We start from the raw sequence: 21,315 nt of genomic DNA, 5'->3' as shown, positions 1-21,315 counted from the left end.
TATTATCTGTTTTACTTTTTCGGTCCAAAAATGCCTTCACGATAAGCGCTGATGTATTCCATACAATAATCATCCTGACCCAGAAGAGCTTCTGTTGCATAGATCACACCCATCATATCTCTGTTTGTAGGATCTAAGATAGCGCTGTCCAGACCTGCGTTCATTGCCAGAACTGTAAATCCAAGATTTACCATTTTACGAACCGGAAGGTTAAAAGAAATGTTGCTGACTGCTGCTGTAATGTGGATACTTGGATACTGTTTACGGATAGTACTGATAACTTCCACATTCATTGCAATTCCATCCTCTGATGTGCAAAGCATCTCAACAAGAGGATCAATATGCATACGGCTTGGGCTAATCCCGTATTCTTTTGCCTTTGCCATGATCTTTTCAAATACCTTCAAACGGTCTTCGGCACATTTCGGAATACCGGTATCATCAGAAAGAAGACAGATTACTTCCCATTTGGTATCTGCGATCAGAGGGAACAATACGTCAATCTTATTTCCCTCTCCGGATACTGAATTGATCAGTCCCGGACGTTTGCAGTATGGAAATACCTGTGCCAGCACTTCCGCACTTGGACTATCAACTGAAATCGGAAGATCGCTTACTTCCTGGATACAGTCGATCATCCATTTCAGAGTTTCTACTTCTTCTTCCTCGGGAACAGATGCACAGCAGTCGATGTATGTAGCACCAGCTTCATCCTGCATTCTTGCTCTCTCTTTAATAAATTCCGCATCGCGGCGGGCAATGGCATCTGCTACAACAGGAATAGAACCATTAATTTTTTCCCCAATAATTATCATGTGTAAATCCCTCCTGCTTTTTCACTGATTTCAGTATACCAGAGTCTCCTCCTTTCATCTATTTTCAAAAACGTCTATTTTACCTTGTGTTTTCATACATTTTGTACAAATCATATGTTTGCTTTCTCTTGTATATCGTCATTATTTCCAGTATAATAGAGCAGAAAGGAGAATCACCATGAAACTGAGTGCTCAGCTTATCGTTTATCACCTGCGTCAGAGCTTTCCTCTTACCGCATCTTCCTGGCTTTCCTACGAGCCCCATCTGGAATATCCGGTTTTTTATCAGTCACCGGAAAGCCTTGCTGACGGAAAAATATATCTGACAGATGACCCGGACTTTCTCATACCTTCCCACCATCTGTCCAAAACACTTGTAATCCTTACCGGAGGCTCCCACTATCTGGAGGAAGAAGACTATCCCAATTTGTGCATTTTGAAGGAAATAGTTTCTCCTGCCAGGGTTCTTTCTGTCCTTCAGGAAATTTTTCAAAAATACGAAAAATGGAACCTGGAGCTTTTTCAGCTGATACTGGAGCAAAGCTCTGTCCAGAAACTGATCGATGCTACAGAAATGATCATCCCTAATCCCATGGCTGTCATTGGACTTGATTTTACACTGATCGCATCCAGAGATTACCCCGATCCTGACACAGAACTAAAGGACGGAATCTTAGGCTCTACAGAGGAAACCCAGCACATTGTCAACTCGCTGAAACATGATATTAATTATACGGAAGCCCAGTATCGTACCGGTTATTTTTATTATCCGGGCAACCATACCGCACCGCCTTCTCTCTGTGTAAATATCCGCCGTTCAGGAAAAACCGGTTATCGGCTTCTCATCCGTCCCGGAGAGATCCCTCTGGACGACACCTTTGGTTTTATTGCAGAACACCTGGCGTCTCTCATATCTCACATTCTGTCCACCAAGGCTGTGCCGGAACGTGATGCATTATACCCGCTCCATCAGATTTTCCACAATCTCCTGACTAATCCTAAGGCAGATTATGTGGAAATCAGCCGACAGCTTACCGAAAATGGCTGGATGTCAGCACATTCCTACCAGTGTATTCTGATCAAAACAGGAATCCTGGACTGGAAAAACCTGACTTTGAAATCCATATGCAGTTATATAGAAAATTCCATTCCCGCTTCCTGTGCTCTGGAGCATCGCGGAAACGTGGTTGTTTATATCAATCTGAATCTGTGTGATCTTACGCTGGATGAAATATCCCAGAAGCTTGCAGGATTTATCCGTGACAGTCTTTTAAATGCCGGATACAGCAGAGTAATGCTTGGTCACTTTAATTTTCAGAGACAGTATGTACAGGCCTCTATTTCCATTCAGGTAGGCTCCCGGAAGAATCCCACCTCCTGGATCCATCATTTTAATGATATCGCCCTGCCGTACATACTTGAACAGATCACATCAAAGCTCCCTGCCTACATGATCTGTCACGAAAAGCTGCTGAAACTGAAATATCAGGATGAAGAAACCGATTCCCAGCTTTATGAAACTTTGCGCGCCTACCTTCAGAACCAGCAAAGCGCAACAAAAACGGCTGCGGCACTTTATATTCACCGCAGCACGTTTCTTTACCGTCTTGAAAAAATAGAAAAGTTATTGAAATCAGATCTCAGCGATCCTGACGAACAGCTTTATCTGATGCTTTCTTTCTATCTGATGGATCAGGAAGAAAGATCAAAGAAATAGCAGGAGGTATAGGCTATGGTATCCGGCCCGTAATAGTATTTCATCTGGTTTTTTGTACAGATATCACTTACCAGGATTCCATAGGCCTCCATGGAAGAAATTCTTTTTTCCGGCTGTCTGCATGGTGCACCCGGATAAGTACATTCTTTACATAATGTACAGGTTCCGGCCCCCAGGGGTAGCACCTCCGGACAAATTTCCCGGAGCTTTTCAGCAGTTTCAAGAAAGCGCTTCTTATGGCGTTCTTCCGCTTCCTTAATACCTTCCCAGTCCATACTGTCTTCCAGTTCTCCTACAGTTTGTACAAGAATTCCTTTTTGGTATCGGGAAAGGTTTTTTCTGCAGTCCTCAAGGCTTCCACAGCCTGGAGGACATGCCCAGTTTTTACCATACATTCCGCAATTTCCGTTCTGACACATTTCCCTCACTTCATCCATGAGTTCTACTGTTTCCATATGGATTCTTTCTGTATGAGAAAAGCCAGCTGATTCTATGATCTCTGTTATTTTTTTTAAATCATCCATTAATCATCTTCCTCCGGAAATCCCATTTCATCTACATAAACTTCCTGAAATCCCATATCAAGCGCCAGTTCAACAAATTCTGTCTTTTTCGCCAGACTCCTGCTTCTTTCAAACTGTCTGCAGTTTAAAGCAGCTATCCTTGCTCCCTCTCCGGCAGCATTTCCAACAGAAACAATCCTGTCTTCCAGTTCCGGCGGCAGCATTCCAATGGCACAGGCACTTGCAGGGTCCAGATAATTTCCAAAAGCTCCGGCAATCAGCACCCTTCTGATCTCTTTTATCTGGATTCCTTTTCTCTGGCAGAGAATCTGTATTCCTGCTGCAATAGCCGCCTTGGCAAGCTGAAGCTCCCGGATATCTCTCTGATTCAGGAATACCCGGTCTGTAAGATAGCAGGTTTCTTCCATTCTCCCGGTCTCATCTATTTTTCCCTGTTTCAGAAGAACCGCTGCTCCATCCAAAAGTCCGGAACCGCATATCCCTGACGCCTCTCCGTCTCCGATCACATGGCATTTGATCTCTCCGTTTTCCAGAGATACGTGATCCACTGCCCCAGTGCTTCCTCTCATTCCGCAGGTTATTTTTGCTCCCTCAAAAGCCGGCCCTGCCGCTGTAGAACAGGCGATAAGTCCCTCTTTGTTTCCAAGAACAAGCTCTCCGTTTGTACCGATATCTACAAGAAGCGTTATCTCATCACAGGTATCCATATCCGATGCCACAAGACATCCCACTGTATCTGCCCCTACAAAACCGCCAATATTCGGAAGCCACCAAAGCTGCGCTTCGGGATAAACATGAAGATCATAGTCGGCTGCCTTTAATTCCAGCGCATCTGTTACTGCCGGAGTATAAGGAGCAAGCGCAAGCGTTTTTGTAGAAATCCCCAAAAACAAATGATGCATACAGGAGTTTCCTACCATAACAATACGGACGATTTCTTCCGGCACCCTGCCGCACTCCCTGGCGGTTTCCCGAAAAAGAGTATTTACCGTGTTTCTGATACAGCTGCTCATGCTGTCTGAACCATTTTCCAGGGCATAGCTGCATCGGTTGACTACATCTGCACCAAACTGCCGCTGAGGATTCAGAGCACTCCGGGTACCCAAAAGTTCTCCTGTTTTTCCATCCATCAGATAAACTACGACAGACGTAGATCCTACGTCTACAGCCCCCAGAAGAGGCTTCTCCAGATTTCCTGGAAGTTCTCCCGGCTGGAATAAAAATTTTTCCCCGCTGCCGCCTGTAAGAATCTGTGCATGTTCTGTTTTCCTGCGTCCTGTATAAACACTCATATCCCTGTCTATGACAGTCTGACAGGCCAGTACTTCTTTTCCGTCAATAACAACTTTGCATTTTCCGCATTTTCCTGTTCCTCCGCAGAAGGCATCTGGAGTAAGTCCTGCATCAATCTGCGCCTGAAGAATTGTCGTCCCTGCCTCTGCAGGAAAACTTAACTGTTCATCTACAAATGTAATCTGATATTTTCTCATTTATTTCATCACTTCTCTGTTATATTTATCAATTTCATCATCAATGATCGGATCTACATGCGGAAACAGACATCCTGGTCCTCCATAGGTGATACATGGAATAAAATGTCCGCCCGGAGCATATTCTTCACAGGCTCTTCTTACTTCTTTACGAATCTCCTCCTCTGTGGAATCTGCCCTGTCAACGATAGAAGCATCAATACCTCCCATAAGAGTCATTCTTCCGGCAAGCTGCTTCTGAAGCTTAGGAATATCATTCTGAGGCAGAACACCCTGCCATACATCAATTCCCAGTTCTACCATATCCTCTATGACAGGCTCCATAAAGGAATCTCCGTGATGCATAACGATCACGCCCTTTTCCTTCATGTATCCATAAGTTTTTGCATACTGAGGCTTAATAAACTCTCTCCATGTATCCGGACTTACAAAAAGCTGATTTTTAGATCCCCAGTCATCATGAGAAAGCATGACATCCGGTTCCAGATTGTCAACGATCAGCTTCATATACTGATAACGGTATTCACCGATGGCATTGCACAGATCCATCATATCCTCCGGCTCCAGAAGGAAATTCATCAGCATATCCTCAAATCCCATAAGGAAATGAAGTCTTTCAAATACGCCTGTAGGCATAAAAGCCATAAAAAGCTTTCCGCTTTCCTTGATCTCCTGCGCTTTTTCTTTAAATGGAGCCCAAAGAGCCGGATCTGAACAGTTTTCCAGAAGTTCCGGCATTTTCAGCTGCTCTTTCCATTCGCAGATATCACTGATCACCTTATTTGCTTCTGTTACATGAGGCATAGCTGCAAGCTGGTCTGCCGGCCAGAGAATTTCAGTTCCAAACCGGTCCTTCATTGGATCCATACCTCTGTGCCGGTTTCCTCTGATATAGGAGGATGCCGGATTCGGAGGATAAAAAGCAAGTCCTTCATACTGTTTCAGAAGTCGCTCCGGCTTTCCGTCTTTTTTTATGGTTTCCAAAAAAATTTCTTTTGCTGTCATAATCTTTCTCCTTCTTTCTTTATGAAATAGACACTCCAAAACGTTCTTCGTTATATTTATTGATCTCGTCGATTACAATGCCTTCAACATGAGGATAAATGGTTCCCGGACCTCCATAGGTAATTCCCGGCCAGTACCCTTTCAGATTTCCATATTCTTCACAGGCTCTTCTTGTTTCTTTGCGTATCTCTTCTTCAGAAGCGTCCTCACGGTCAATGACCGAATCAATGCCTCCCATAAGCAGCATTCTGTCTCCTACTTTTTCGGAAATCGCTTTGATGTTATTTGTATTCAGAACACCCTGCCAGATATCCACGCCGATCTCAGCCATATCCTCTACAATAGGCTCCAGATAGGAGTCCGCATGGTGCATAACGATCACTCCCTGAGAATGCAGATAGTCATAAAGCTTTCTGTACGGCTCCTTAAAGAATTCTCTCCATACCTCCGGCGACATAAAGAGGCTGTCCTTTGCACCCCAGTCATCATGAGAAACAATACAGTCCGGATGAAGATGCTCTACTACCAGCTTCATGTAAGTAAGGCGATACTCACAGATCACATCGATCAGTTCATGCATAGCCTCCGGCTCCAAAAGAAAATTCATCAGTGTGTCTTCAAAGGTCATCAGCATATGAAGCTGCTCAAAAATGCCGGTCCCCATAACTACCATAGTCAGATACTTATCCTGATCGATCTTGCTTTTTGCCTCCAGTGCGTCTTCCCATCCTTCGGAACACTTGCCCATCAGATCCGGAACCTTTACATATTTCTCCCATTCAGCCACATCCTTGACTACCTGGTTTTCTTCTGTTACATAAGGGATTGCCGCCGGGGCATCCTCAGGAAAAAGGATCAGGGTCCCCCACTGATCATAAGAATTTGTTCCGCGAATACGGTTTCCCCTGATCAGCTTAAAGCAGGGATCTCCCGGAATTCCCCGGAACATGGTAAAGGAATTACACAGGCATTCCGGTTTCCCGTCTTTTTTTAAGGTTTCCAACAAATTCTGTTTTGGTGTCAGCATAGAAAATTCCTCCCTTCTATCTATCATCCATTCTTTCTGTAAGAAAAACAGAAAGTCTGAGATATAAGTTCTGCACAGGCTCTGCCATATGCGCCGCATCAAGACCTGTGATCTCTTTTATTTTTCGCAGCCGGTAAAACAGAGTACTCCGTCCCACATAAAGCTCGGAAGATGTTGCTACCGTGTTTCTTTCGTTCAAAATATAAAGAACAAGAGTCTTATAAAGTTCTGTCCCATTGGCCGCATCATATTCTTTTAATTTTGTAAGTTCATAAGCACAAAGCTCCTGAGGTCTGAATTCCCTGCAGCACAGATCGCCTATATAGTCCATAGCAATATCGTCAAAAGTATAGGACCACATCATATCATTTTTCTTTCTGCAGTATTCCAGAGCCACCGAAGCCTGTCTGTAATAGCAGTCCAGCTCTGTCAGATTATGAAACAGATTACTGAAGCCTGCTTTATAAAGTCCATCCCTCAGAATGCTGGAAATGTCCGAGGTATAATGATCATTCATATTCAGATTGATAATAATACATACCCGGTTATCTACAGAAATCGCCTTGCTTCCTACAACCCTTGCCTCCACATAGTTACAGAGACTTGTGGGAGAAGCCCCGGGATTTCCTTCCTCTTCTTCCACGTCCAGACGCACACATACATAACGGTCATCTGTTTTCCATCCGCACTGTACGATCCGGCTTACAATTTCCGAGTCCGAAAACCTTTTGCCCTGAATCATTCCTACCAGCATAACTTCCAATGCATGTTTATAGGTATTTTCCATACGGCCTCTTCTGGAAAGAGTGCGGCGGATCAGATCTGCCAGATATTCTGCCGCTATAAACTGTCCTGGTTTCAGAGCGCTGTCCAGTTCACAGATCACCAGCCTCGCCTCGTAGCTGTCGTACTCATCCCATATATTCACATAGATATCGCGATGACCTCTAAGCTCTGCAGAAAAAAGATTCGCCCCTCTGGTAGTAAGAGTATGCAGGTATTCTTTATCTGTTTTAAACTCATTGAGAACTTCCAGGGGAGTGATCAGCAGTCCTGTGCTTTCATCCTTCTCCCAGTTGATCATCCCTTCTCTCCATACAGGACAGGAAATCACATTCAGCCTGGCATCATGGATAAAGAGAGGGTTCTGGAAATACTCATAGCTGGCCCGGCATAATTCCTCCACACTTCCTTCTCTGATCATAATATTTTTGAGACTGTCCGCCCAGGAAATATGGAATTGGAAAATGTCCTGGCATAAATTCATAAGCTCCATAAGGTCCGTTTCTTCCGGAAGCCGGATAATGGGATTTTTCCCATTATCCCAGCCCTTTGGAATGTCCCCGGTAAGTATCAGGGCGCAGGGCATATCAGGGATCAGCGCATCTGCAAGCTCTTCTCCTTTCACAATATAAGCATGGCAGGGCGCCATCCGGCATCCTTTCCTGAAGAAACATACGCTTTCCAGTATAGCCCTGTCCTCTCCGTAATAAATTTCCATTTCGGGAAATCTGCCTTCCATTCCGTCTGCCACCATCTGCAGATTTAAAAGGAACCTGTAATCCTCGCCCATATGTCCTGTCCGCCCTTCTTTTTGATTTATGAACGGGAAGCGATCTCTGCCGCGTACTGATCAACTTTGTCTTTTGTCAGCTTAAAGCCAAAAATAAGCGCCACAACTGCAACAATAAGAGCAATTGCAGGAATTACCATAAATCCAATGCTGATTGCATTTTTCAGTCCCTCAGATGCTGATGCAGGATCGATATCCGGGCTGAAATTTCCCATTGCCAGGCATGCGGAAATGATAATTCCTCTGGTCATAATGGAAACCTTCAGAGGTACATTCTGAAGTCCGCTGATCCAGCCTGCTGCGTTCTTTCCCGTTTTCCACTCACTATATACAATGGTATCACCATAAAGAGCAGGTGTACATGCATAAGTAATTCCATATCCAAACATTGCAATACTCATCAGTACGATAACAACCATCACATTGTTATACATAAAGTAAGAAACGATCAGAAGCACTGCCTGGATAGCCATAACACCAATGGTAGTGGTTCTTGTAGTAAACTTATTACTGAGCGTCTTGCTTAAATAAGCTCCTACTACGCAGAAAATATTTGTTACCAGAATATATGTGGCAAGCATTTTTCCATTTCCGGCTATGTAAGTAAAATAATAAGTAGCAACACCCATAAGTACAAAGTTAAACATAAATTTTGCAAGATCTGCGATCAGAAGAGCGATCAGCGGAGGATTCTGCAAAAGTGCACGGATCAGATCCATTCCGCCTGTTTTGTCTTTTGCTGTTTTTTTGCCTGATGCTGCTTCCGGCTGCACTGCTTCATAACCATCAAACATCTTAAAGTGTGCATAATAGAGAACTGCCATAATACATCCAAGAACAAATGCAGCCGCACCATACTGGTTTACTTCTCCGATGATGCCTGCTGCCACTGCTGCAAGCCCCGGTCCTATATAGGAGAAGATAACTTTAGACAAGTTTGCCCATGCTGCTCTTGTCGCAGAAAGCTGAGACCTTTCCTCCGGGGTTTTACCGGCCACTGAGATCATGGAAACATTTGCTACATAAGCAAAGTTCCAGGCTACATGGCTGGCTATTGCCGCTATGATAATGATCACAGCAGAAACCATTCCGTCACCGATCTTTACAAACTGGAATGCATACAGAAACGGTACCAGCCAGGGGATTACGATCAGCCAGGAACGGTAACGTCCCCATTTCATAGGCTTAATGCTGTTCAGGATCGCACCGTAAATCCAGGAAAGCAAAGCATCTACCGTACTTGCCGTTGTAGTAATGAAAGTCACCATGGGAAGACTGAACTTCGCCAGATTGGTAAGGAAAAAGCTGAAATAATAGCTTTCAATATTAGACATCAAAGTAAAGCCGCAGTCGCCTACACCATAAAATTTTTTAAGCGCGCCGCTTAAACCCTTTTTTTCCTGTTTCTTTTCTGCCATAAAAACTCCCTCCTCTTTTGTTTATTCTTCTGCCAGTTTTATACGGCTGTAACGATAAAGCTCATGTGCCAGGTTGATTTTACGATCCGGTTTTTCGTCTCTCAGACGGCAGGCAAATCGTCCGGTTACGCCCAGCTCGTCTACCCGTTTATGGATATCTGCAACAGCCTCCTCATCACTCATGTCTGCCGGAATGATATAAAGTGTGCATTGTGCAAGATCTTTACCGTATTGATCGATGATGGCTTTTTTATCATTAGAAGAATCCTGCCCTTCCCATGCATCAAAACCAGCCTCGATGATCAGAGGCATCAGAGATCCAATACATCCACAGGAATGAAGACATACATACATTCCCATATCATGTGCTGCTTTTGTGATCTTCTGATACTGCGGAAGGAAAAGTTCTTTATATATCTGCGGGGAGAAAAATGTATTGATCTGTGTTCCCATATCGTCGTGGAACAGGATCATATCCGCATGATAAACTTCCTTTGCAATTTTGATCAGTTCAATGTGCCATTCTGCCAGCTTGTTATAAAATTCCGTCAGTTCCTCCGGCTCTTCCAGAAGATAACAGAACGTGTCTTCAAAACTGGTCAGGTCTGCTGTTCTCTCAAAGAATCCATTTACAATAATAAAATAGGTAAGTCTGTCTTCAGATATCTTCCCTTCATATCTTTCTTTGTAGTCTTTCTCCCAGTCAATAGCACTGAGATCCGGGAATTCCAGACTCCGCCAGTCGGTGATATCCTCCAGCCTTCTGGTACCCGGTTTCACCATCGCTGCTTTTGTCAGAGGTTCATATTCCCATTCAATGCCAAACCAGTCTTTTCCTCCGAAATTCCTTGCTCTGGCGTCATCCATCACAAGAGGCTGAAGTGCATTGTTCTCCAGTGTCTGGTTTGGTACCCACAAAGGTTTTTCCCCTCTAAGCATACGAAGCATATTTTCCTTTGGGGTAATCGGGTAATTATAGTTCGGCGCTTCTATATCCGGTGCGCCGTAAATTCCAAACTGAATATGTGTACCTGTTGTTTTCAGTTCCTCCTCATTAAAAACAAATCCCATTTTCCCTTCCTTTCTGCTGTAAAAGGACTTTATTTAGACGGATTGTTCAATGAAATTCATTTGTTTCATCTTATAATGTCCAATTCCTTTTACATATAGCCCTTTAGACAATCTGTTCATTTGTTTCACTGGTTTCCGCGGATTTGTTGTATACAACTGCCATATATCTCATGTTTAAAATGTATCATAATCGTTCACTAAATACAATCATTAATATGATCCTATTTTAAAAATCGACAGAATCGTCAACTGTACGCCATCACCCCTGATTGTATGTGAACATAATGTTCAACTGGTTTTTCAGGACTAAGCCGCTGATTCTTCATATTTTCATGTTCAAAATTCATTACAAAAGACAGCTACAACAAAGCATCTAAACAACAAGTGCGAAAGCCCAATGTCATTCATGTTTGACATTGGGCTTCCGCACTTGCTTTTTCCATCTCATAAACAGTCAGTTTTTACGATCTTTTCCACTTCCGGATCACAGCCGTCTCTCTTACGATATCTTTTCCACTTCGGAAGCATTGCGCCGCTTCCACTGCCGATATCTTCGTTTCTCTATTGCAGAAGCGGCCGTTTCCAAGATCAATGCCGCTATAATGATCACCACAGCGGTAATCTTTCCGGCAGCGCTTGTAAAAATCTGCGCTGCACCACCTACTTTCGGTATAGACAATGTTACTTTTCCAATAAAATTGTCATAGGGTACCGGATTCATATCCTCCGTTTGGTTAGCATCTCCCTTTGTGATAAACTCACCCATGACAATACGATTTTCCACCACGCGGTGGGTAATGATCGCATTGGAATCCCGTGCTCCGTAAAAAGCGATCACATCATCTTTTTTCATATCTTCCGGAGCTTCTGTTTTTATATAAACCATACTGTCCACCGGAATAGCCGGCTCCATACTTCCGCTGACCACAGAATAAATGTGATATCCAAACAATCTTGGAAGAGTCAGCGGAATGCAGAACACTACCAGCCCTGTCAGCATAATCGTTCCCAGCCACGCACAAATGGAAGCCGCCAGGCTTTTTTTATACTTGTTTCTGCTCACCTTGTTATTTCCTTTCCCACACCTTTATTTACTTAAGATATATCATCTCACATCCGCCCTTTTCTGTCAATGTCCGCCAGGATTCCCTTTTATGCAGTCCGGCTTTGTTCCCGCCATCGGTACGGCAAAAACCGGAGCCGATCGTTTTTCCACGATATCAGCTCCGGCCAACAGTCCAAAACCGTTCTGATTCTCCAGATCAGTTTTAGACTTTTTATGCCTTTTTATGTTTTCTCAGGAACCAGACAAGTACTCCAAGACCTGCCGCTGCAGCAACAGCAATTCCGACGCCAACTGCTACAGGCATACCTTTTTTCACTTCTTCTTTGTCAATTTCCATATTTGCAAGAGGGGTTTCCTCTTCATCCAGATCCACTACATCCGGATTTGCCTGCGGAACATCATCTTCCTGAATATCTGTTGTTTCACCTCCGATGCTGGTAGGTGCTGCTGTGTCAGCTCCAGCCGGTTCTGCTGTATCTCCTCCGGTTGTTTCTGCTGTTGTATCCGGAGCAGCGGTGGTTTCTGTCGTTCCGGTCTCACCTTCTGTTCCTGCAGTACCCTCTGTATCGGTCGTACCGGTGGTACCAGTCGTACCAGTGGTGCCGGTTATGCCGGTTCCGGGCTCTGTTACGTTTTCTGTAACAGTTTCGGTAACCGTCTGTCCCGGTCTTATAATCACCTGTGCTTCCTGTTCAGAATAAACAAAGGTAAATACATTTTCTGCCTCATTGGAAGAAAGAGTACGGGTCAGAGCCAGAGCCTGTGGTTCATAATTTTCGATATAAATATGGGCAACCACAGGTTTGTCGCCTACATTTCCATAATACTTGCGGCTTTCTGCAAGAGCTCTTCCATTCTCATCCTGGTAGTTTACGGTGTACCCTACCATGTTTCCCTTCACGCCATAGGCAACTACATAATCTGCATCACCAGTCACCCGGAAGGAGGAAGAAGCAACGGAATTATTATCCCGTCCGCTCTGACGGACACCTTTTACATAATATTTGCTGTCAGCAGCCAGATTTACTGCGCCTGCCTGTGGATTAAAAGTCACAATATCCTGGATCTTCAGTCCGCTGACTACGATTTTTCCGGCATCCACCCCAACATGATAGGAAGAACCGGTAGCGGAATTGTTTACTGCCAGTCCTGCTGTACCGGACATGGAAGCCTGATTGCCTGCATCAAAAGTAACCGTATACGTATATTCCTCAGCAGAAGCAACTGCCGGAGAAAGGCTGAGGAGCATTCCTGCTGTACATATGGCTGCCAATAATTTATTCATCTTCCCCATGATTACCGATCTCCTTTCCTGCGGTTTTTCTTGTACATCCGGATCCCCAAAAACAGAAGTACCAGTCCGCTGACAAGAGCGATTCCGCAGAATGCAAGAATGTTTGTTGTATCGCCAGTCCTTGGGCTGGTTCTTACCACATTTCTCTGTCTTCTTGTAATCGTGGTATTTTCACCGGTTGTATAGCGTACCGGAGTGGTTACTTTCTCTACTGCAAAGTTCATCTGCAGTTTGGCCAGGGTATCCTGATATTCATTACCCTGGGTCTCACCGTCCAGTTCAACTGTCAGATGTACGGAACCGGACTGTCCTTTTGCCAGTCTGTCCAGATAAAAATAATCTTCCAGAGAATCTGTAGCCTGATGAAGACCTTCTCCTGCTGCACTGGAGCCCTCACCGCCTACTGTGTCACTGCTGTAAAGAACTGTTGTTTTGTTTTCATGATCCACATAAGTCAGATTATAAATATAGGAACCGCCCTCTGCAACACTCTGGCTTTCCTCAAGACTCTGAAGAATTTCATTGGTCATATACCAGTCTGTTTCTCCGGAGCCTGTATTTTTTACACCTACCTGAAGCTCGATGCTGTCTCCCGGAAGAAGACTGTAGACTTCAGAATTCATTTCGGACGCATCAAAATTGCTGTTCATGCTGTCTCCGTCGAATTCTACTACCCAGCCTTTGTTTCCCTGGATATGCTCTGCAAATGTATTCACTGCTGTGCCTGCGGTCATAACTGCGGCTATGACAAGGCACAAAATCTTCTTTTTCATTATTCTGTACCTCCTATCGTAAGCTCAGCGTTCCGTTGTCTGACACATTTACGTCCACACCCCATGCACTTTTGATGGCATCCTGTGCATTATGAGTCTGGACTGCATCTACTTCCGCTTCCAGATTAAATTTGTACCCATCATATTCATATACTGTTGTGATAATTTTATTTCCCGCCTCGTCTGCTGTAATCTTTTCGGTCACCTTGTCTGCAACAGAAGTATCGATCCTGAGAGTATCGGTAATGGCCGGTGTGCTTCCTCCCGCCGGAACAATTCCCGTGTAATAAAGAACTGTTCTTTCTGTTGTGGAGGCTTTCTCATCGATCACCCATCTGTTTCCTTCCAGTATATTCAGGTCAATCAGCTTCGGAGAAAGAGTGGTATCTTTATTTCCTGCCGGATCCATCCAGCTTTTATAAAGGATCACTCTTACATAATTATCAATCGTGCCGCTGTTGCTGACTGTAAGAACCTCTTTATATTTCTTTCCCGGTTTCAGCTTCTCACCGTTCAGGGTATTCTCAAAAAGAGGCTCCTGTACGGTATTCCACTGATCGTTCTTATGATTGTAATCTCTTTTTGCTACAACGCTTCCGTTTTCCAGAAGGCTGACACCGATACTTGGTACTTCAACCTCCGCAGAATAATTTTCACTGTAATAAGTCAGAGCCGCTCTGGTACTTCCAATGGTACTTCCGGCAAGAAGAACGGCAGATGCCGCAAGAAGAATAAACGGTTTTCTGGAAAAAAAGTTATTCTTTTTCATTATTCACCGCCCCCTTCTCCCTGATAGCTTTCTTCACTGGAATCTGCAATTCTCGTCCAGTCGGCATATGGATTGCCTTTCTCATCATACAGGACCGCCGTACATTCCTGGATCACAATAACATTAAAATCATCTTCACTGTCCATGGTATCAATCTTTACACGGAAAGTTTCCGAAACGCCTCCCGGCGGAATGATCTCACTGCAGTAATAATATCCGTCATCTCCCTGGCTCCAGGTTCCGGCTTCGTCCGGTGTAAACACCAGTCCCGGAGAATATTTATCTCCTGCAAAAACCTTAACTCTGACAAAGCATTCATAATCTCCTGTATTTTTTACAGAGATTCTTTTTTCCATCCCTACCACTTCCTCCTGGGGAATCACGGTAGTTGAACCAAGACTGATCGCAGCGCCTCCCGAGGTAGTTGCATAAGTGGTAAAATACGCCATTGCACTTCCCACAGACACGCCTGCTGTCAGGGTAAGGGCTGCCGCGGCCAGACAAAGCTTTTTATTAAAACTCTTTTTCATTGCGTTTCCCCTCCCTTAGTTCTGATCAGCTGAGCTGTCATCCTGCGGCTGCCAGTCCCAGACTTCTTCTTCATTTGTAAAACGGTTGACAACACTTGCACCGCCGTTTAACTGTCCATTATATGCGTTTCCAAAAGATACGTGAGCAGGACTTCCCTCCGCACCTTCCGTCAGAATCGTTACCGTATGTGACGGCTCTGTGGTCAGCTTATAGCTTGCCCCGCTGTAAACCTCAGTCACAGTCACCTGCGCCCCTGCCGGAAGCTTGTCAATAGTCAGGCTTCTTGTGCCCGTACCATCAAAAACAAGAGAAACCACATTGCTGTAAAGAATCTCGTGATCTTTCTCCGCTTCCACCTTAAATACAAATGTTGCCGGTCCTAAAGTTGTGTTATAGGAATTCAGTGTTTTATCAATCACAAGGCTTCCCAGAAGAGATTCCTTTCCCGGTTTCAGTCCGGCTGTCACATCATATACCCACTCATCATTTCCGTCTGTGGAATAATAGTTATTCGGAAGAGAAAGAAGATACGGCGTAAATTTATACTCATACTCCTGAGAACGGATCGTATCTGCTTCTACCAGATACATTCCCACCGCAAGACCTTCGATCTTTCCGGCTCCGTTTTCCAGCGTACCCTCTGCATCCGGTTCTGCCTGAAGCGCTTTCACCGTCTCTGAAGCCTTTTTGCCCATTGCCTCCCAGTCGGCAGCCGTTGTCTCACTGCTGATTCCATCCAGGCCCAAGTCTTCATAGCCTTCCAGAGCTGTATAATCACCCGAAACATCCACTTCTGCCACTCTGTACAGTTTCACAGAAACCGGCAGACTTTTCAGTTCAATAAACTCTTCTTCTATATCACCGTCCAGTACAAATGAAACAGAACATACTCTGTCCGTTTCAATTCCCGAAGCTGCCTGTACTGTTGAACCAACCATCCCGGACAGCATAAAAGTCAGAGCCAGAAGCCATGCACTTCCTTTTTTTATTTTTCCTGCAATCTTCACGTCTTACCCTCCTCCGAAACTTTATTTCATCCCTTTGAGTTATTTTCTGTTCCTGCTTTTTCTTTTAAATAAATATCTCATTAACAGAATAATAAGCAAAGTAACTGATAATCCAAGTATCAGATACAGCATATAATAATTCTGTACTGATTTCAACATCGAATCTACAACGGTAGTCTCCACTTCCTCTTCCCCGTTGTACGGAACCCTGGTTCCTCTGACCAGAAGTCTGTGGCTGTTGACTCCATAAGGCGTACAGGTAAAAAGTGTCACCTGATCTTTTCCCTGCTCTATCTGAAGCGCTTTGTCCAGAGTCTCTCTGTCATCCTTATCTACCATATCCAGGATCTCATCCACCTGATATGCCAGAATCTCATCCAGCACATGGATATAAAACATATCCCCTTTTTTCATCTGGTCGATATCTGTAAAAAGCCTTGCACTGGGAAGTCCCCTGTGCGCTGCCAGAACACTGTGTGTACTTTCTCCCCCTATAGGAAGCTTTGTTCCATTCAGATGACCAACGCCCGTCTGGAGCACATCGTCTGCCGTCCCGTGATAGACAGCCAGTTTAATGTTGATCTTTGGAATAGAAAGATATCCCATCACTCCGTCTCCGGCTACATTGAGTACCTTCCAGTATTCCGTAGTCCTGATATCTTTCTCATCCTCTCCAAAAACATCTCCGTAAAGGTTATTCTGCGTCAAATTGGAATTAAAAGCTTCGGCTTTTTTCCACTCGTCTGTAAAATCTTCCTCTGTCAGATCAGAAACCTGACTTTCATAACTTGAAATCAACTGATTCTGTCTATACGTGTTCCATTGATCCGAAACAGTAGGATAGATCAGAATTCCAAATCCTATAAGAAACAGAATACCGAACAGGATATTTGCAATCTTACGCTTCATGTCCGCTCCTTTTCACTGCTCTCTCTTATGTTTCTTCTGCTTTCTTCTGCTCTTTTTCTCATGAAGGAAAAGAAGGAAGATAAACAAAGCGGTCACCGACAGTCCAACCACTACCCACAAAAGATAACTGGTATGAAGGCTGGTTCCGGTAATCAGAGACTTCGGCGTATCCTCCATTGCCTCCTCTTCGTAAGGCACTCTGTGTCCTCTTACCAGAAGCCGGTGGCTGTTCACTCCATAGGGAGTACAGGTAAGAAGGGTCACCAGATCCTGTCCCTCCTCTACCTCAAGATCTTTGGTATTATCAGGCTCTACAACCGAAATTTTGTCTACTTCATAACAAAGAATATCATCTAATATGTACAGAAGGAAATGATCTCCCTCTTCTAATTTATCAAGATCGGTAAAAAGCGCTGCGCTTGGAAGACCTCTGTGGGCAGAAATAACAGAATGCGTATTCTCACCGCCTGCGGGAAGGGAACTTCCTTCCAGATGACCGGCTGCTTTTTCCAGAACCTCTTCCTTTACCGTATGGTAAATAGGAATCTTAATATCAATTTTAGGAATTGCCACATATCCCATCATTCCGTCTCCATTCAGGTTCAGACAGGACATATACGTCTCATCCGGCTCCTCTGATGCCGCCGCAATGGCAAAGGAATCCGGCAGGATACTTGGAAGAAGTTCTTCATTATATGCCCTCGCCGCATCCCACTGAGCTGTATAGTCAATTTCTCCTGCTTCTGCTTTCTCAGCAACCTGAGAGTCATAGCTGCTGATCAGTTGTTCCTGACGGTATGTGTTCCACTCATTGGAAATCAATGGATACAGCAGCAAGGACAATCCGGCTAAAAACATTATGCAGATCATTATTTTAGGTATTATTTTTTTCATCCGGACTCTCCTTATTGCTGTATTTTTATTTTGTATAAAATGCCAGGGCGGGCGGGCCGCCCCGGCATTTCTATGTTTGCTTAAACTTTAATTTTTATGTTCTTGTACGTATAAATCAGTTTTCCTCTTTTTTGCGTGTGGAGAAGTACAGACCAGCTGCAGCAACCATGATCACACAACCGCCGATTGTAAAGATTGTAGTACCGATACCACCGGTGGATGGGAGGGAGGAAAGTTTGGTATCAAATACCTTTCCATATGCAACTGTATTTTTATCGTCTTTGACAACTTCTACAGTCTCACCGTCTTCATTTACAGTATAACCATCCGGAGCCACAGTCTCTTTAAAATGATATTTGCCATCTCCCAAACCTTCAATTTTTACGGTTCCGCCCTCTACAGTTTCAATTTCTGTTACTTTATTTTTATCTTCTTCAAGCGCCGGTGTATAAATACCATCTTCCTTCATTACAAATTCAAGCGGAGTCTCTCCTACATTTTCGCTTCCATCTTCACCAACTGTAACCGGATATACTTCGAATTTAGCACCTGCTAATTTATCATTGTCCTCTAATTTATCATTATCATTATCTGTAGCATATTTTGTAAGGATAATATCACCTGTGTGACCCTGCACAGTACTGTCAGCAGTACTTCCTGAAGAATTCGCTGTATTGGAATATCCATCTTCAGAAGTAACAATTGCCTTATACTTTACTACAACCTTTTTACCTGCATTTTTATTATTCTCTTGAATCTGATCTGTTAAATTGATTGTATATGTCCCATCACTTTCGGTAAAGCTCTTACCTTCAACAGAAACTCCACCAATTGTTACGGATTCTACAGAAGTAATCTTCATTCCTGTAGGTGTATCATAAATCTCAAATGATTTATCTGCCGCCTTCTCATCAAAGTATGGGAATGTTGTCTCAATCTCAAATGTTACAGTCTCACCTTTTCCTACAAAGTTGTCTCCCTCTATTTCTTTTTTGGTAAGATCTACTGTGGCTGATTTTGCTGTAACTGCTACATCTTTTACAGCAATATAATTCTGTGTATTATCATATGTATTCGCAACCATAGGGTTGTAAGTTGTATTCGCTGCTGCAGCACGGATTACATAAACACCGATTGGCATATTATTAAATTCTACAGATGTTTTACCCTCAGACTGTGCTGTATAAGTTGTTTCCTGAGCTTCAGCTGCTTTTGTTAATCCTTCTGCATTAGTTATTTCATATTTTTCATTAATAAACTCTTTTGCCCAGTTAGCTACTACCCAGTTGTTTCTCTCTTTATCAATGCTGACTGCCTGGTACAACCACAGCTCTGTATCCACGCCTTCTCCAAGACCCTGAACAGTAATTGTACTTGTCAGATTCTGCTGATCAACTGCTGCGTATGTGCTTACTGCTGTTGCTGCTGTTGTTCCTGAAAGAACTGCTGCTGTCATTAAAACTGCTAAAATTTTCTTTGCTTTCATAAATTTTTCTCCTTTTCTTTTTTCAGGGTGCGTACCCAGTTTCTTTGCATATCCTGCATAATTTTTTTACTGCCTCACCATTTCTGCGGTAGGGGCCGCAAAAATAGTATTTTTACAGCTTAACTGTTTCGCACCCCCTTGCATTTCATTTTATATAAGATAAACATCGCTGCCATCATAAGGGCAACTCCGCCAATCATATATACGTAGATTCCATTTCCGCCGGTAGACGGAAGATCGTAAAGTGCTTCATTTAAAATACTAAGAATAAATCCATCTGAAGCATCTTTCTCTAACTTCCACATATCAGTTCTTCCAGAGTTTATTTCATTTCCTTCTACATCAATCAAGGATATACTTCTGTTTGAAATTTTAAAGCAGATTTCATTCCCCAGAAGCTGATAACCTGATGGAGCTAATACTTCTTTAAGCTTGTAATAACCCTCTGGTAATTCTAACTCTTTCTGCTCATTTTTAACAGAAATTGTTTTTTGGGGATTACTTTCCCAGGTAACTGAATTATCCTGATTTTTCATGCCAGTATATAACTCGAATTTAGCACCATCTAACATATTATCATACGTAGTTCCAAACTTCTTAAGATCAAGCGTTACATTGGCAAGTTCATACATATTTGACAACTTAAAGAGTTGGGTTTTCGGAGTCTCATCTTCTGCAGTCCGTTGTGTTTCCACTCTACTGCTCGTTGTAGTTCCTTTTGACTCTTTTCCATCTGCATCTGTATATGTCCATTCAGTAGACTTATACTTCCACTTACTATTTGAAGCAGTTTCATATCCAACTTCTTCTATAGTATAGCTATTTCCAAATACTGCAAGATCCCATCGATATGTTACTGTTCCGTCAGAATTCACAGTAGGTTTACCTGCATCATTTAATCCTTTTTCAATTGTGGTACTATTAGTTTCTCCAAGAAAATCTCCTGTTACCTTGATTTTAAATGAATTTTTTACATCATCGGCCACTTCCTGATCTGAGAAAGTTTTGGTAATTGTAAGAACACCACTTTTAGGTACTAATATTCCATCAATATGCCAATATTCACCATTTGATTGGTCCTTGAATACATACCACCTGATTGCAAAATTTTCTGTTGTCAGTTTTTCTTTATCAATCGGATTCTCATTGATTGTAATATCCTGATTTTTATTTACACCAGTTTTAGGCATATTCCAATTACTTTTAATGTACTCAAATATTTCTTGGTCTGTCGGAAATTCTGCCTGGTCTGAACCATTTACAATTCGGTAGTATTCATCTTCTGTTCCTGTCTGATTTCCATTTGTACCATTTTCCTTTCCCAGTTCTCTTATCTTCGCATCAACTTCTTTTGCATTTGTAGTGGAGGTTCCTCCGATTACCCCATACACTTTTCCGCCTTCAGTCAATGCCGCATGGTCATGCTCTTCCGGTACAATAACTCTTAAATCCGTATTAATTGCTACACCAATTCCTTGAGGATTATTTACATCTCCCGAAAATGATCCTGAAACACTGGTCGTAAATGCGCTTTCCGACTGTCCGCTAATATTTCCGTCAGTATCAAGAATGGAGCTGCTCAAGTTAAGGAAGAAGTTTACTGGTTCTTTCTTTAATTCAACTGGAATTTCCTTTTCCGGAATCTGTACAACCGGTCGGTTATACTTACCCTCCTTAACTTCTCCATCTGTTGTCCAGATTACTTTCGCTGAATTCTCTACATTGGAAAAGATTCCTTCTTTACCCTCTGATGTAGGGCCTGTTCCCTTCTCACCAGTATCCGGATAAGAGTACTTATTGTTTTTGTATTTTTCTTTCGCCTTTTCATTGGGTTTAATTCTGGCAGTAACAGAATAAGTATAACCATCCTTTAATTCATAAGTATCACTTAAGAATTCTAATTTTATCTCCTTTGTGCTTGAATCATAAGAAGCTTTAATATCTCC

The 21,315-nt window shown here is 43.2% G+C and carries 19 protein-coding genes; 1 reads left to right on the top strand and 18 read right to left on the bottom strand.

The window, feature by feature from the left end; translation table 11 throughout:
• Window positions 1–11: 11 nt before the first annotated feature.
• Complete coding sequence (locus RDS42_RS03535) at window positions 12–815, bottom strand: methyltetrahydrofolate cobalamin methyltransferase (RefSeq protein WP_308782412.1); 804 nt, start codon at window positions 813–815, stop codon at window positions 12–14.
• 178 nt (window positions 816–993) lie between these two features.
• Here RDS42_RS03535 and RDS42_RS03530 point away from each other — a divergent pair, with 178 nt between their 5' ends.
• Window positions 994–2,532, top strand: a complete 1,539-nt coding sequence (locus tag RDS42_RS03530; RefSeq protein ID WP_308782411.1) for a helix-turn-helix domain-containing protein — start codon at window positions 994–996, stop codon at window positions 2,530–2,532.
• On the opposite strand, the gene RDS42_RS03525 is transcribed toward RDS42_RS03530, so the two are convergent.
• From RDS42_RS03525 to RDS42_RS03445, 17 genes are all read right to left on the bottom strand, one after another.
• Window positions 2,508–3,056: a DUF2284 domain-containing protein gene (locus RDS42_RS03525; RefSeq protein ID WP_308782410.1), complete on the bottom strand. Its 549-nt coding sequence runs from the start codon at window positions 3,054–3,056 to the stop codon at window positions 2,508–2,510. The genes RDS42_RS03530 and RDS42_RS03525 overlap by 25 nt on opposite strands.
• Window positions 3,056–4,546 carry an ASKHA domain-containing protein gene (locus RDS42_RS03520; RefSeq protein ID WP_308782409.1) on the bottom strand — a complete coding sequence of 497 codons (1,491 nt, stop codon included), beginning with the start codon at window positions 4,544–4,546 and terminating at the stop codon, window positions 3,056–3,058. Before RDS42_RS03520 ends, RDS42_RS03525 begins: the two co-directional genes overlap by 1 nt.
• On the bottom strand, window positions 4,547–5,551 hold the full coding sequence (locus tag RDS42_RS03515; protein WP_308782408.1) for a uroporphyrinogen decarboxylase family protein: 1,005 nt from the start codon (window positions 5,549–5,551) through the stop codon (window positions 4,547–4,549). It lies immediately after the preceding gene.
• Window positions 5,552–5,570: 19 nt separating this feature from the next.
• Window positions 5,571–6,578: a uroporphyrinogen decarboxylase family protein gene (locus RDS42_RS03510; protein WP_308782407.1), complete on the bottom strand. Its 1,008-nt coding sequence runs from the start codon at window positions 6,576–6,578 to the stop codon at window positions 5,571–5,573.
• 16 nt (window positions 6,579–6,594) lie between these two features.
• The gene (locus RDS42_RS03505) at window positions 6,595–8,151 is read right to left on the bottom strand and encodes a helix-turn-helix domain-containing protein (protein ID WP_308782406.1); all 1,557 of its coding nucleotides are present in this window, start codon (window positions 8,149–8,151) and stop codon (window positions 6,595–6,597) included.
• A gap of 26 nt (window positions 8,152–8,177) precedes the next feature.
• A complete protein-coding gene (locus RDS42_RS03500) occupies window positions 8,178–9,569 on the bottom strand; it encodes an MFS transporter (RefSeq protein ID WP_308782405.1) in 1,392 nt (463 codons plus the stop codon).
• Between the two features lie 21 nt (window positions 9,570–9,590).
• Window positions 9,591–10,640: a uroporphyrinogen decarboxylase family protein gene (locus RDS42_RS03495; RefSeq protein ID WP_308782404.1), complete on the bottom strand. Its 1,050-nt coding sequence runs from the start codon at window positions 10,638–10,640 to the stop codon at window positions 9,591–9,593.
• A 499-nt stretch (window positions 10,641–11,139) separates the two neighbouring features.
• Window positions 11,140–11,703 (bottom strand): signal peptidase I, encoded by a 564-nt coding sequence (locus tag RDS42_RS03490; RefSeq protein ID WP_308782403.1) that lies wholly within the window; start codon window positions 11,701–11,703, stop codon window positions 11,140–11,142.
• A 214-nt stretch (window positions 11,704–11,917) separates the two neighbouring features.
• Window positions 11,918–13,000: a MucBP domain-containing protein gene (locus RDS42_RS03485; protein WP_308782402.1), complete on the bottom strand. Its 1,083-nt coding sequence runs from the start codon at window positions 12,998–13,000 to the stop codon at window positions 11,918–11,920.
• Between the two features lie 2 nt (window positions 13,001–13,002).
• Window positions 13,003–13,773: a hypothetical protein gene (locus RDS42_RS03480; RefSeq protein WP_308782401.1), complete on the bottom strand. Its 771-nt coding sequence runs from the start codon at window positions 13,771–13,773 to the stop codon at window positions 13,003–13,005.
• Between the two features lie 13 nt (window positions 13,774–13,786).
• Window positions 13,787–14,542: a hypothetical protein gene (locus RDS42_RS03475; protein WP_308782400.1), complete on the bottom strand. Its 756-nt coding sequence runs from the start codon at window positions 14,540–14,542 to the stop codon at window positions 13,787–13,789.
• Window positions 14,542–15,072 (bottom strand): hypothetical protein, encoded by a 531-nt coding sequence (locus tag RDS42_RS03470; protein WP_308782399.1) that lies wholly within the window; start codon window positions 15,070–15,072, stop codon window positions 14,542–14,544. The genes RDS42_RS03475 and RDS42_RS03470 overlap by 1 nt, the downstream gene beginning before the upstream one ends.
• 15 nt (window positions 15,073–15,087) lie before the next feature.
• Window positions 15,088–16,080 carry a DUF5979 domain-containing protein gene (locus tag RDS42_RS03465; protein WP_308782398.1) on the bottom strand — a complete coding sequence of 331 codons (993 nt, stop codon included), beginning with the start codon at window positions 16,078–16,080 and terminating at the stop codon, window positions 15,088–15,090.
• A 39-nt stretch (window positions 16,081–16,119) separates the two neighbouring features.
• The gene (locus tag RDS42_RS03460; RefSeq protein ID WP_308782397.1) at window positions 16,120–16,989 is read right to left on the bottom strand and encodes a class C sortase; all 870 of its coding nucleotides are present in this window, start codon (window positions 16,987–16,989) and stop codon (window positions 16,120–16,122) included.
• Between the two features lie 12 nt (window positions 16,990–17,001).
• Window positions 17,002–17,883, bottom strand: coding sequence for a class C sortase (locus tag RDS42_RS03455; protein ID WP_308782396.1), 882 nt, complete (start codon window positions 17,881–17,883; stop codon window positions 17,002–17,004).
• Between the two features lie 115 nt (window positions 17,884–17,998).
• The gene (locus RDS42_RS03450; RefSeq protein WP_308782395.1) at window positions 17,999–19,369 is read right to left on the bottom strand and encodes a SpaA isopeptide-forming pilin-related protein; all 1,371 of its coding nucleotides are present in this window, start codon (window positions 19,367–19,369) and stop codon (window positions 17,999–18,001) included.
• Between the two features lie 119 nt (window positions 19,370–19,488).
• A partial coding sequence (locus tag RDS42_RS03445) for a SpaA isopeptide-forming pilin-related protein (RefSeq protein ID WP_308782394.1) occupies window positions 19,489–21,315 on the bottom strand: 1,827 nt, incomplete at its 5' end.

This window comes from uncultured Blautia sp., from assembly GCF_902497045.1.
Classification (GTDB): Bacteria; Bacillota; Clostridia; order Lachnospirales; family Lachnospiraceae; genus Blautia_A.
Note: the sequence above shows the minus strand (reverse complement) of the source record. Positions and strands in the feature narration are given on the sequence as shown.

What these genes read in the sequence shown, in the direction of transcription:
- RDS42_RS03505 (WP_308782406.1), bottom strand. Translation starts at nt 8,151, where the DNA reads ATGGGCGAGGATTACAGGTTCCTTTTAAATCTGCAGATGGTGGCAGAC.
- RDS42_RS03470 (WP_308782399.1), bottom strand. Translation starts at nt 15,072, where the DNA reads ATGAAAAAGAGTTTTAATAAAAAGCTTTGTCTGGCCGCGGCAGCCCTT.
- RDS42_RS03495 (WP_308782404.1), bottom strand. Translation starts at nt 10,640, where the DNA reads ATGGGATTTGTTTTTAATGAGGAGGAACTGAAAACAACAGGTACACAT.
- RDS42_RS03535 (WP_308782412.1), bottom strand. Translation starts at nt 815, where the DNA reads ATGATAATTATTGGGGAAAAAATTAATGGTTCTATTCCTGTTGTAGCA.
- RDS42_RS03455 (WP_308782396.1), bottom strand. Translation starts at nt 17,883, where the DNA reads ATGAAAAAAATAATACCTAAAATAATGATCTGCATAATGTTTTTAGCC.
- RDS42_RS03485 (WP_308782402.1), bottom strand. Translation starts at nt 13,000, where the DNA reads ATGGGGAAGATGAATAAATTATTGGCAGCCATATGTACAGCAGGAATG.
- RDS42_RS03530 (WP_308782411.1), top strand. Translation starts at nt 994, where the DNA reads ATGAAACTGAGTGCTCAGCTTATCGTTTATCACCTGCGTCAGAGCTTT.
- RDS42_RS03475 (WP_308782400.1), bottom strand. Translation starts at nt 14,542, where the DNA reads ATGAAAAAGAATAACTTTTTTTCCAGAAAACCGTTTATTCTTCTTGCG.
- RDS42_RS03515 (WP_308782408.1), bottom strand. Translation starts at nt 5,551, where the DNA reads ATGACAGCAAAAGAAATTTTTTTGGAAACCATAAAAAAAGACGGAAAG.
- RDS42_RS03510 (WP_308782407.1), bottom strand. Translation starts at nt 6,578, where the DNA reads ATGCTGACACCAAAACAGAATTTGTTGGAAACCTTAAAAAAAGACGGG.
- RDS42_RS03520 (WP_308782409.1), bottom strand. Translation starts at nt 4,546, where the DNA reads ATGAGAAAATATCAGATTACATTTGTAGATGAACAGTTAAGTTTTCCT.
- RDS42_RS03460 (WP_308782397.1), bottom strand. Translation starts at nt 16,989, where the DNA reads ATGAAGCGTAAGATTGCAAATATCCTGTTCGGTATTCTGTTTCTTATA.
- RDS42_RS03525 (WP_308782410.1), bottom strand. Translation starts at nt 3,056, where the DNA reads ATGGATGATTTAAAAAAAATAACAGAGATCATAGAATCAGCTGGCTTT.
- RDS42_RS03480 (WP_308782401.1), bottom strand. Translation starts at nt 13,773, where the DNA reads ATGAAAAAGAAGATTTTGTGCCTTGTCATAGCCGCAGTTATGACCGCA.
- RDS42_RS03500 (WP_308782405.1), bottom strand. Translation starts at nt 9,569, where the DNA reads ATGGCAGAAAAGAAACAGGAAAAAAAGGGTTTAAGCGGCGCGCTTAAA.
- RDS42_RS03450 (WP_308782395.1), bottom strand. Translation starts at nt 19,369, where the DNA reads ATGAAAGCAAAGAAAATTTTAGCAGTTTTAATGACAGCAGCAGTTCTT.